The following is a 12,004-nucleotide window of genomic DNA, read 5'->3' on the forward strand; positions in this document are numbered from 1 at the left end:
AACAGTGTGTAGAATCAAGGTGAAAACAGACTGGAGTATCACTTGTGAGCGAAATAAATACAAATCAAACCTTCGTCACAAGCGGGAATACCGAGAATAATAATTATCGACTTCCGCTTATTGCAATGACAACGCTTTTTTTCCTTTGGGGATTTATCACCGTTTTAAACGATGTACTCATCCCAAGACTAAAAGGCGTTTTTGACCTTAACTACACAGAAGCAATGCTAATCCAGTTTTGCTTTTTTAGTGCCTATTTTATAGTTTCTTTACCTGCAGGATACTTGGTCAAACGCTTTGGCTATAAAAATGGTGTATTAACGGGCTTAATAGTGGCATCAATTGGTTGCATTATGTTTTATCCTGCCGTTGTTGTTCACGAATATTGGATCTTTCTCTCAGCCCTTTTTGTGCTTGCATCTGGCATCACTGTTTTGCAGGTATCAGCGAATCCTTATGTTGCAGCACTCGGTCATCCTCGCACTGCATCAAGTCGTTTAAACCTAGCGCAAGCGCTTAATTCACTGGGTACCACTATTGGTCCTATCGTGGGTGGCTTTTTATTGTTTGGCTCTGCAGGTACGTTAACCGTTGAAGCTGCAGCAAGCGCAGAAGGCGTAAAGGTACCTTATCTAATTTTGGCAGCTGCGCTATTGACTATCGCCGTTGTATTCGCGTTTTTAAAGTTGCCCGTCATCGCTGAGCATACTGAAGCTGTCGATTGTAAAGCGAAACACCATAACCTAATTGACGCGCCACACCTAGTGATGGGCGTAGTAGCTATTTTCTGCTATGTCGGTGCAGAAGTTGCGATTGGGAGTTTCCTTGTAAATTACTTTGCAGAACCTGAAATCGCAGGGCTTGAAGAGCATGCAGCGGCAAAACTTATCGGTTACTACTGGGGTGGTGCTATGGTAGGGCGCTTTATCGGCTCTGCAGCCCTTAAAACCATTGCGCCTTCAAAAGCGGTCGCTTTCAACGCCGTCGTTATTATACTGCTGTTGGCATTGACCATGAGCACCAGTGGCAACATTGCGATGATTGCCGTGCTCGCGATTGGCTTGTTTAACTCAATCATGTTCCCGACTATCTTCTCAATGGCGATTGAAGGTTTGAGTTCATTAACCAGTAAAGGCTCTGGCTGGCTGTGCTTGGCGATTGTCGGTGGTGCTATTGTGCCACTCATTCAAGGCGTTGTTGCAGATAAATTCCATATTCAGATCAGCTTTATCGTGCCATTGCTTTGTTATGTCTACATCGCATGGTACGGCTTGAACGTTGTTCAGCTGTCGCAAAAGTGGCAAGCAAAATTGAATTAAGTTAACGAAAGTTTACAAGGCGAGCATAGCTCGCCTTTTTTATTGCATAATTTTTTCGTCGCAGAGTATTGAATACGTATTCATAAAGGGTATTATAAAATAAAATTGGAACGCTCCAATTCAAAACAAAAACTAGGAGAGAGTAATGCGAGCTAAAACTTGGGCGTTGGCAGTCACACAAAGTGCGTTGTTAAGCGCAACAGTTCACGCCACTGAATCAAATACACAGTGGGTCGATACCTTCATTGGTACTGGCGGTGATGGCCACACCTTCCCAGGCGCAGTCGTGCCATTTGGTATGGTGCAATTAAGCCCAGATACAGATAACCCCATGCGCGGTGTTTCCCCTCAACCAGAAATCTACAAGCGCTGCGCTGGTTATCACTATGACGACCATACTATTGTTGGTTTCTCCCACACGCATTTCTCTGGCACTGGCCACTCAGATCTTGGCGATTTACTGATCATGCCAATGACAGGCGAGGTAAAGCTTGATGCTGGTACCGCTGAAAATCCAGACATAGGTTATCGCTCGCGCTTTACTCATGACCAGGAATGGTCTGAACCTGGCTATTACGGTGTTGACTTACTCGACTATGGAGTTAAAGCCGAAGTCACAGCAACCACGCGAGTGGGTATGCATAAATACAGCTTCAACAAAGCAAAACAAGGCCATGTATTACTTGATTTGACCTCAGCAATCTATAACTTTGAGAACAAAGTGATTTGGAGCGACATCCGCAAAATAAACGACACCACGCTCGTTGCTTACCGCGCTACTAATGGCTGGGCGCGTAACCGCCAAATGTATTTTGCCATCGAATTCTCAAAACCCATTGATGACTATCAGTTTTATAATCTAGACAACAATCGTTATCGTTGTATGAATTGCTTAGGAAAAGACAGCAAACACTCTACGATTGAGAATACCGCAGTGAAAATGACAGCAGGTAAAGCCGTAAAGTTTGTCGCAAGTTTTGATAATCTAGATGAAGCGCCGCTGTTGGTTAAGGTTGGACTTTCCGCAGTTAGCCGCAAGAATGCATTAGAGAATCTAAAGACTGAAGTACCAAATTGGGATTTTGATAACGTTAGAGCAAATGCCAAGTCACAATGGGCGAATTACCTAGATAAAGTCGACGTGGAAGGCACAAAAGCGCAAAAACGTCAGTTCTACACTGCGCTTTATCACGCGCTACAAGCACCAAATATCTACCAAGATGTCAACGGTCAGTATCGAGGCGTTGATGGTGAAATTCATGACGGCAAAGGTTTTGAGCACTATACCTTATTCTCGTTGTGGGATACCTATCGTGCATTACATCCATTACTCACTTATATCGACCCAGACCGCGTATCCGGCATGATCCAATCTATGCTGGTACATTATCAGCAAAGCTATGAAAAAATGTTACCTATTTGGTCGTTCCATGCCCACGAGACATGGACCATGATTGGTTATCATGCGGTTTCAGTCATTGCTGATGCATATTTAAAGGGGATCAGAGATTACGATATTGATTTAGCAGTAGAAGCAATTGAAAACACGGCTAACAACCCAGTGTATGACGCCATCCCAGAATACAAGAAGTTTGGCTATGTACCAATGGACGTACTTCCTGAGTCTATTTCTATCACACTTGAATATGCTTACGATGATTTTGCCATTGCAAAAATGTATGAAGCGATGGGTAATACCAGCAAAGCGAAAGACTATTATCGCCGCGCGATGAGCTATAAAAATGTGTTCAATAAAGAAACCGGTTACATGCAAGGGTTAGATTCAAAAGGAAACTGGGATCCCGAATTTGACCCATTTGAAGCAAAATACATGGGCCCTTACACGGAAGGTAACGCTAAGCAATATAGCTTCTATGTACCGCACGATGTTGCTGGCTTGATTGAATTAATGGGTGGTGACGATGAATTTGAAGCGCGTCTTGATGCACTGTTTGATACACACCTTTCTGAAGAGATGATCAAAGAGCACGAAGATATTGCAGGCCTGATTGGTAACTATGCCCATGGTAATGAACCTAGCCATCATATAGCCTATTTATATAACTATGCGGGTAAACCGTGGAGAACCCAAGAGCGTATTCGTCAGATCATGGATACCTTGAGCTCAGACAAACCGGATGGCCTTGCAGGTAATGACGATGTAGGTCAGATGTCTGCTTGGTATATATTCTCAGCGATGGGCTTTTATCCTGTTGCGCCAGGCGACCTAAGCTACGCGATTGGTGCGCCTCAGGTGCCAGAAGTTACGTTGAAACTTGCAAACGGTAAAGCGTTTAAAACCCTTGCTAAAGGTTTCAGTGATAAAAACAAATACATCAAATCCGTTAAATTGAATGGAAAACCGCTTGATCGCAGCTACATCACACATAACGACATTATGAATGGTGGTACATTGGAGTATCAAATGTCCAGCAAGCCTAATAAAGCATGGGGTCAATCCAAAACGCAAAGACCGCCTTCATTGTCGGAGTATAAGTAATGGTTAAAGCAGGAATATTTCTTGCGGCTATTACCACATTTGCAAGTGCGCCGTTCGCACTTGTAAATGACGCCGATAATGCCGCAGCACGATTAAAACCGATCGCGTTTCAATCAGACTTAGCATGGCGTCAATTTCCCCTGCCTGCCGTCTCGCTCAGCAAAACAACTAAAATTAACCATTTCGCATGGCAAGAAATTGATAACAAAGTAATAGAGCAGATAAGTTATAACGTGGCTAGATTGCTGTATAAGGATATGGAAAGCGCACCTAAACTACCAACACTCCATATTGTCTTTGAAGACCTAAAAGGGGTTGCATATAAAGAGGGCGACTTTAACGGCGCAACCATCCATATTAGCGCAAACTACATGGAAAACTTTTCTACATCGCACAGCGAAACAGAATCCGTCGACGAACTTATCGGTATTCTCTATCATGAAATTGCCCATGCTTATCAACTAGATGATCATAATTACAAGGAAATAGGGCCAATCATTGAGGGAATAGCGGATGTTGTTAGACTAAAAGCTGGGTATATTCCTGATGACACCCAAAAGCCTGGTGGCAACTATAGAGATGGCTATAAAAATACTGCATTCTTTATCGATTGGTTATCGAAGCAAAGTAACCGAGACCTACTTCAGGAGATCAATGCTCAGTTGGACCCACATGACGACATAACGTGGGACTGGCAATACTTCGAGCAGTCAGCAGGTGTTAAATTAGATACTGCTTGGCAACGTTATCAAGCGTCGTTACTTTAACGCAAGGTGAGCGTAGTCTCACCTTTATTTAACATTCACTCTAAACCTCTCTCATTTCCTGCCGATAATCAAAGACAAACCTTTGAGTTTTTGATAAAAATAGTTACAAGGGAATCCAGTTCCTAAATCTATTAATAACAATCGGCCAACGAGTTTATTGTTTGGCTGAAGAAAAGAACAAGTTCAACAGGATCATGATGTTTAAAGCGCTAAAGTTCACCACCAAAGTAACCGTAGCAGCCTCCCTTGTGTTAGTGATTGTGCTCGGCTTATTTACCGTAAACAACTTTCTCGTTATGCGAGACCAAACTCAAGCTCGGCTTACCTTGGTTTTACAAGAGATTTCCAGCTCGGTTTCACAAAATATCGCCAACTGGCTCAATGACAGACTTGAAATCGTGGTCTCCATTGCTGATGGGCATAGAGCTGATGACTCCACTGAACAAATAAGAAGACGGTTAAAAACAGCAGACACGGCGGGGGATTTCAAAAACGTTTTTATTGGCACGCCAGATGGTACATTTGTGTTAGACGATCCAAGTATTCAACTTCCTGCTGATTTTGATGCAACTAGCCGCCCTTGGTACAAGCTCGCGGAGCAAAAACAAGATACCGCATTTACCGCACCTTATATCGACGTTACCACCAACGAATTCACTATTTCTGCCGTTGTACCGGTAAAACAAGGAGGCCGTTTTGCAGGTGTGGCTGGGGGGGACATTGACATGTCAACCATCACAGAAATTATCAATGAAATTGACTTTTTAGGGTTTGGTTACGGTTTTTTACTTGATGAAAGCGGTAAAATACTCAGTCACCCAGATACTAAACTGAATGACAAGCCGATGTCAGCGCTGTTTGGTAAACGCCTGTCATTAAATCGGGATTTCACGGAGCTTGAAATTGATGGCACAGAAAAGCTCGTTTCATTTGTAAAAATGAAAGGCATTAAAAATGTCGACTGGTATCTTGGCGTTGTCATTAATAAAGAAATTGCCTATTCGTCCGTATCTTCTTTTAGAAATATGGCTGCTATCTATATGCTACTTGGCGTGATTGCGATTGTGGTGATGCTACAACTATTGCTCAAGTATCTGATGCGCCCGATGTACAATCTCAACGCGGCCATCAAAGACATAGCCCAAGGTGAAGGTGACCTTACTCGCAGATTAGTCGTAGAAAACCAAGATGAATTTGGCGAGTTATCCGATTATTTCAACCAGTTTATCGATAAAATTCATGCCTCAATTACGCAGGTAAAAAATACCACAGTGACACTTGAAAACGTGGTGAATAGTTTGGTTGCACAAACCCAAGATACCTTATCTATGTATACAGATCAGTCAAAGCGCACCGATAGCGTCGCGACGGCCATCAACGAGCTTTCTTCAAGTGCACAAGAGATCTCAAACAATGCAACCCATGCTTCAGAACTTGCCAGTAACGCCAACAAGCTTTCTGTTGAAAGCCAACATTCACTCACTCAAAATATCGAAGAAATCGCTTCACTAACACAAAAAATGTCTCAAGCGCAAGACACGCTGGATGGGTTAGATAAACTCTCAGGCAGCATCGGGCAAGTGCTTGAAGTGATTAAAGGAGTTAGCGAACAAACCAACTTACTGGCGTTAAATGCAGCCATTGAAGCAGCCAGGGCAGGTGAGGCTGGACGTGGATTCGCTGTCGTTGCCGATGAAGTAAGGCAATTGGCACAGCGCACGCAAGAGTCAACGCAAGAAATCGAAAGCACTATTGCACAACTACAACAAGGTTCGGCTTCAGCTGTGGCTGTAATGAAAGCAAGTTTAGAAGACTCAGCAAGAAGCGCCGATAGAGCTAATGCTTCAGGTACTAAAATGCAAGAAGTGAGCAATTCGATTGATGCCATAGACGGCGTTAACCATGCAGTTGCCAGCGCCACACACCAGCAAAACACCGTTATCCAAACATTAGATAGCGACATTCATCATATTAGTGACCTCAGCCTGCAAGGCAGCAATAACCTAACCGCAACCCTTGAAGAATGTAAGTCATTGAAACTACAGTTCGACGAATTAGAACAAATGGTGCTCAAGTTTAGAGTCTAACGCCATTCCAATAATGCTTAAAAGCCGCTTAACAAAAGCGGCTTTTTGTGATCCTTTTATGACACAAAACACCTGCAACATCTTATTAACCAGCATAATTCCATTAAAATTAATAAGTTAATTGATTAATGTAATTTCAATGACAGCTGTCATATTTCTGCATTAGTCTCGCAACATGGTTGTCATTTTTCGTAATTAGACTGCACCCAGTTTTTTAGCAACTAGCAATAATTTATAAGGTGTATGCGATGAAGTGCGTTAACCACTTGCTTATAGCAGGTATGCTAGCAACGGCCTCTGCCGGAGCAACAGAATTAAATCAAGCGATGGACAAAAGTGCAGCTATCAATGAATCTGCATTAAAGTCTCAAGGGAAAATTGATGGTATTGCAGACGATATGCAGTCTCGTTTGCAAAAGTTCAAGACGTTGAACAAAGAAATCGATGGCCTATCTGTTTACAACGCTCAATTAGAAAAACAAATCAAAAACCAACTTGAAGAAATGGCGGCAATTAACACCTCTATGGATCAGGTTTCGGTGATCGAGCGTCAAATCACACCTCTCATGATGCGCATGATCACAGGTCTGAAGCAGTTCGTTGAATTAGATGTGCCTTTCCTTCCCAAAGAGCGTGCTGAGCGTATTACACAGTTAACTAACTTGATGGACCGTGCTGATATTTCATCAAGCGAAAAGTTCCGCCGCGTACTTGAAGCTTACCAAGTTGAAGTTGACTACGGTCGCACTATCGAAGCTTACACCTCTTTACTTGACGTGAATGGACAAGAACGTGAAGTAGATTTCCTACGAATTGGTCGTCTTGAGCTGCTTTATGTCACAAAAGATGGCAGCCAAGCTGGTTTTTGGAACAAAGACAGTAACGCTTTTGACGCATTACCAGATACCAACATCAGCCAAATCAATAAAGGCATTCGCATCGCACGTAAGCAGTTAGCACCTGACATGTTAACGCTTCCAGTTCAGGCTGCAGAGTAATAGGTGAGACCACTATGAAATTCGTACAAAAATTCACTAAACAGGCTATTTTCGCAACAACACTTGCGTTAACCGCATCTGCGCATGCTGAACAAGCATTAGATTTAGATTCGCTACTTAAAACCTTAGAGCAAGGTCAAACGGCACAAACAGCGCAAAACAAACAACGTGAAGCCGAGTTCAAAGCGCAGCAAAACAACCAAATCCAAATGTTGAATGCGTTAACGGGTGAACGTAACCAAGCACTGGCTAAATCTGAACGTCTAGAAACCAATTTCGAAGAAAACGAAATTAAACTGGCCAACCTAAGTGACACTCTTAGCAAGCGTATGGGTACATTAAAAGAGCTATTCGGTGTGCTTCAACAAGTAGCTGGCGATAGTTCGAATAAGTTCGCAACTTCAGTTGTATCAGCTGAAATTAAAGGTCGTGATGATTACATGACTGAGCTTGCGAAAAAGATGGGCTCAACATCGCGTCTTGCATCAATCGAAGACATTGAAAAAGTCTGGTTTGAGATGCAACGTGAAATGACAGAACAAGGTAAAGTATCGCGCTTTAATACCGAAGTTATCGTAGCCGGTGGTGCCAAGCAAAACAAAGAAGTGCTTCGCGTTGGTGCGTTTAACTTAATCGCTGATGGTAAATACTTGACTTACAACAACGATACACAAACGCTTTCTGAACTGACTCGTCAGCCAGCGTCTCGTTTCACCTCAACAGCGGGTGAATTACAAAGTGCGAAGACTGGTTCCGTCGATTTTGCCCTTGACCCAACAGGCGGCTCAATTCTCGGTCTACTAGTACAAGCACCAAATACCGAAGAACAAGTACACCAAGGTGGCGCGGTAGGTTACGTGATCCTAGGTGTTGGTTTACTGGCACTACTTATTGCAATTGAGCGTTTTGTATCACTCATGTTGATGGGTTCTAAAATCAACCGTCAGCTTAAAGATAGTGTTGCGCGTGACGACAACCCGCTAGGTCGTGTGATGAAAGTGAAAGAGCAATACCCAAATGTGGCTTACGATACGCTAGAACTTAAGTTAAGCGAAGCAATCCTTCGTGAGATGCCAAAGATCACTCGTAACCTGACTTTAATCAAAATTATTTCAGTCGTAGCACCTCTACTTGGTCTACTCGGTACAGTGACCGGTATGATCAACACCTTCCAAGCAATCACCTTGTTTGGTACAGGTGACCCTAAACTCATGGCTGGTGGTATTTCTCAGGCCCTTGTAACCACCGTACTTGGTCTGGTTGTCGCTATCCCAACCGTATTCCTTTACACACTACTAAACACGCGTTCTCGTAACTTGCTCCTTATTCTTCAAGAGCAGAGCGCGGGGATCATTGCAGAGCGTAGCGAGAAAGGAGCGTAATCGTGGTTTTATTGCTTGATGCAATTAACGCTTTACGTGAATTCCTTGATACAGGTGGCCAGGTTCTCCTGGTCATCGGCTTCGTAACCTTCGCCATGTGGCTACTTATTCTCGAGCGCTTCATGTTTGTGTTCGGTAAATACAGAGGCTACAAAAACGAAGTCCTACAAGCTTGGAACTCTCGAAATGAGCGTAACAGTTGGAACGCAGAGCAGATAAGACAAGCAACTATCTCTCGCGTGGGGATCAAACTCAACGCCAACTTACCTTACATCAATGTCATGGTGGCACTGTGTCCTTTACTAGGACTCCTAGGTACGGTAACTGGCATGATTGAAGTATTTGATGTCATGGCGATCACCGGATCAGGCAGTGCACGCTCTATGGCATCTGGGGTATCAAAAGCAACTATCCCAACAATGGCAGGCATGGTTGGCGCGCTTTCGGGTGTATTTGCATCGACCTACCTTCAGCGTAAAGCCAAGCGTGAAGTTGAGTTGTTAGAAGATAAAATGCTACTAGACCATTAATCGGTCGTGTGAGGAAAGAATTATGAGAGCACCACTTGCAAAAGTATTCCAAGAAGAAGAAGCAGAAGAAATTAACATGACACCAATGCTGGACGTTGTATTTATCATGCTTATCTTCTTTATTGTAACGGCCTCTTTCGTTAAAGAAGCGGGTATTGATGTTAACCGCCCTGAAGCGGCCACTGCAGTGAAAAAGCAAAGAGCGAATATCCTGGTTGCAATTTCAGATACCGGTGAAATTTGGATTAACAAACGTCAAGTAGACATCCGTGCAGTTCAAGCAAACATTGAGCGTCTTAAAGCGGAAAATCCCCAGGGTAGTGTGGTTATTCAAGCTGATAAAAAGGCAACTACTGACACGCTAATTAAAGTAATGGATGCATCACGCGCAGCTGGCGCATTTGATGTTTCAATTGCAGCACAGGAGTCATAGGAACATACCATGCGTTACTTAATTGCTTTAGTAATTGCAGGCATAGTTACCTTTTTCCTTTTCTTGGGTATGCAAGCGCTTATCCAAGGAGGGGAAGGAGCAATGACAGATCCTGTAAAAGGACAAGTACTAGATTTCGTCCGTCTTAAAAAAGAAGAGACGGTGGAGAAAAAAGAGCGTAAGCCACAAAAGCCACCAACACCAAAAGAGCCGCCTCCACCAATGGATGCACCACAAACACAGAACAACAATCTTGACGCAACAGGCGGCAACTTTGATTTCAGTGCCAATGTGGACGCTGACGTAGATTTGGCGGGTGGTTTAGCACTTGAGTCCAGTGATGGTGAATATCTGCCAATCGTTAAAGTTGCGCCGGTATATCCAAGACGTGCGTTATCACGCGGAATTGAGGGGTATGTGATTGTTGAGTTTATTGTAACTAAGCAAGGCACAGTGAGAAACCCTGTTGTAGTAAGCGCCGAACCGGAATCGATCTTTGACCAAGCAGCGCTTGATGCGGCATTGAAATTTAAATACAAACCTCGCGTAGTAAACGGTGAACCGGTTGAAGTTGCGGGTGTTCAAAATAAGATTTCATTTCAAATTAATGGCTAACCGCCATTAAGGATTGCGATTATGAAAATGTTTAAAAAAATTACGTTAATAAGTGCGTTATTTAGCACAGGTTTAATAGCGCCGAGTCTCATTTCGGTCATACCAAATGTTAATTTGGCAACGGCTTATGCTGACTCAGAAACTAAAACCAAGCGTGTGCCCGCGCTACGCGAAAAAGTGTATAGTCAACTGGCCCGCGCGCAAAAACTTGCAGACGACGGTAAAGTTGCAGAGGGCCTCGCCGCATTAGATTCGGTGAAAGAACGCGTTTCGAGTATGAATAGCTACGAAGTGGCAATGATGTATAACTTCTATGGTTTTATTTATTACAACGAGAACAAGCTCGACAAGGCAATCGAATCTTTCAAAGCAGTTATTGCTGAAGAATCTATTCCTGAGTCCCTGCGTCTTTCTACGACATTTAGTTTGGCTCAATTGGCCATGGCAAACAATGATTTTGAAAGTACATTATCATTCCTTGATCAGTGGAAAGAAGTTAATACCCAGGCCCCAAAAAGCAACTTTTATATTTTAAAGGCGCAAGCACAATATCAACTAAAAAAATATAATGATGCGATAAACAATATAAATACTGCGATTGATTTAGTTGAAGCCGACGGTGAACTGCCAAAAGAAAACTGGTTAGTTCTTCAGCGTGCGATATATTACTCATTAAATCAGCCGAAAAAAGTAGCCGATGTTTTAGAGAAAATGGTTACCCTCTATGACAAACCACAATACTGGATCCAGCTTGGCGGTATGTACGGTGAAATTGGTGCCGAGAAAAAACAGCTTGCAACATTTGAAACTGCGAAGCAAAGGGGCTTTATAAAATCAAAATCTGATTATATGCAACTTGCTCAAGTCTATTTAATGAACGCCTTGCCTTTTAAAGCAGCGGAAGCACTCGATAGCGGAATAAAAGCTGGTGTCGTTGAAGACAGCGCCAAAAACTTAACTTTTATCGCAGAAGCGTTCGTTCAAGCAAGAGAAGATAAAAAGTCACTACCTTTCTTCCTAGCTGCAACTGAAAAAGTTGAACATGGCAATTTAGATCAGAGACTTGCAGAGATCTACTTAAATCTTGAAAAGTATGATGAAGCCGCAGATCACGCCCGACTTGCTCTCAATAAAGGTGATTTAACGTTTGAGTCTAACGCCTATGTTGCACTTGGAATGGCACAGTTTAACCTGCAAAACTTTGATGCTTCTATATTGGCCTTCGAACAAGCTGAAAAGCACAAAAAATCAGCAAATCTCGCTAAACAATGGATTAAATATGTGAAGCGAGAAAAAGTTCATGCTGAAACATTAAAACAAGCTTTATTATAATATTTTATAATCGCAACACCAAAGCCGCCTTCGGGCGGTTT

General features: G+C 42.9%; 10 protein-coding genes. All 10 read left to right on the forward strand.

Annotated elements, in window-relative coordinates; translation table 11 throughout:
- Positions 1–44: 44 nt before the first annotated feature.
- The 10 genes from JJQ94_RS00085 (at position 45) to JJQ94_RS00130 (ending at position 11,963) form a co-directional block, all read left to right on the forward strand.
- A complete protein-coding gene (locus JJQ94_RS00085; protein WP_099029533.1) occupies positions 45–1,319 on the forward strand; it encodes a sugar MFS transporter in 1,275 nt (424 codons plus the stop codon).
- A 145-nt stretch (positions 1,320–1,464) separates the two neighbouring features.
- Positions 1,465–3,819 (forward strand): GH92 family glycosyl hydrolase, encoded by a 2,355-nt coding sequence (locus JJQ94_RS00090; RefSeq protein WP_099029534.1) that lies wholly within the window; start codon positions 1,465–1,467, stop codon positions 3,817–3,819.
- Positions 3,819–4,586, forward strand: a complete 768-nt coding sequence (locus tag JJQ94_RS00095) for a basic secretory protein-like protein (protein ID WP_099029535.1) — start codon at positions 3,819–3,821, stop codon at positions 4,584–4,586. The genes JJQ94_RS00090 and JJQ94_RS00095 overlap by 1 nt, the downstream gene beginning before the upstream one ends.
- Positions 4,587–4,783: 197 nt before the next feature.
- Entirely contained in the window at positions 4,784–6,673 is a 1,890-nt protein-coding gene (locus JJQ94_RS00100) for a methyl-accepting chemotaxis protein (RefSeq protein ID WP_099029536.1), read from the forward strand.
- Between the two features lie 248 nt (positions 6,674–6,921).
- Positions 6,922–7,671, forward strand: a complete 750-nt coding sequence (locus JJQ94_RS00105; protein ID WP_010378702.1) for a DUF3450 domain-containing protein — start codon at positions 6,922–6,924, stop codon at positions 7,669–7,671.
- Positions 7,672–7,685: 14 nt separating this feature from the next.
- Positions 7,686–9,053: a MotA/TolQ/ExbB proton channel family protein gene (locus JJQ94_RS00110; protein ID WP_099029537.1), complete on the forward strand. Its 1,368-nt coding sequence runs from the start codon at positions 7,686–7,688 to the stop codon at positions 9,051–9,053.
- 2 nt (positions 9,054–9,055) lie between these two features.
- Complete coding sequence (locus JJQ94_RS00115; RefSeq protein WP_010378705.1) at positions 9,056–9,583, forward strand: MotA/TolQ/ExbB proton channel family protein; 528 nt, start codon at positions 9,056–9,058, stop codon at positions 9,581–9,583.
- Between the two features lie 22 nt (positions 9,584–9,605).
- The gene (locus JJQ94_RS00120) at positions 9,606–10,016 is read left to right on the forward strand and encodes an ExbD/TolR family protein (protein WP_010378708.1); all 411 of its coding nucleotides are present in this window, start codon (positions 9,606–9,608) and stop codon (positions 10,014–10,016) included.
- 9 nt (positions 10,017–10,025) lie between these two features.
- Positions 10,026–10,631, forward strand: coding sequence for an energy transducer TonB (locus tag JJQ94_RS00125; RefSeq protein ID WP_010378710.1), 606 nt, complete (start codon positions 10,026–10,028; stop codon positions 10,629–10,631).
- A 21-nt stretch (positions 10,632–10,652) separates the two neighbouring features.
- Positions 10,653–11,963: a tetratricopeptide repeat protein gene (locus tag JJQ94_RS00130; protein ID WP_099029538.1), complete on the forward strand. Its 1,311-nt coding sequence runs from the start codon at positions 10,653–10,655 to the stop codon at positions 11,961–11,963.
- Positions 11,964–12,004: the final 41 nt, after the last annotated feature.

It is taken from the genome of Pseudoalteromonas sp. GCY, assembly GCF_016695175.1.
GTDB lineage: Bacteria > Pseudomonadota > Gammaproteobacteria > Enterobacterales > Alteromonadaceae > Pseudoalteromonas.

Bases quoted from the DNA above. Each gene is read 5' to 3' on its own strand.
- JJQ94_RS00130 (WP_099029538.1), top strand. From the start codon at position 10,653: ATGAAAATGTTTAAAAAAATTACGTTAATAAGTGCGTTATTTAGCACA.
- JJQ94_RS00120 (WP_010378708.1), top strand. From the start codon at position 9,606: ATGAGAGCACCACTTGCAAAAGTATTCCAAGAAGAAGAAGCAGAAGAA.
- JJQ94_RS00095 (WP_099029535.1), top strand. From the start codon at position 3,819: ATGGTTAAAGCAGGAATATTTCTTGCGGCTATTACCACATTTGCAAGT.
- JJQ94_RS00090 (WP_099029534.1), top strand. From the start codon at position 1,465: ATGCGAGCTAAAACTTGGGCGTTGGCAGTCACACAAAGTGCGTTGTTA.
- JJQ94_RS00110 (WP_099029537.1), top strand. From the start codon at position 7,686: ATGAAATTCGTACAAAAATTCACTAAACAGGCTATTTTCGCAACAACA.
- JJQ94_RS00125 (WP_010378710.1), top strand. From the start codon at position 10,026: ATGCGTTACTTAATTGCTTTAGTAATTGCAGGCATAGTTACCTTTTTC.
- JJQ94_RS00100 (WP_099029536.1), top strand. From the start codon at position 4,784: ATGTTTAAAGCGCTAAAGTTCACCACCAAAGTAACCGTAGCAGCCTCC.
- JJQ94_RS00105 (WP_010378702.1), top strand. From the start codon at position 6,922: ATGAAGTGCGTTAACCACTTGCTTATAGCAGGTATGCTAGCAACGGCC.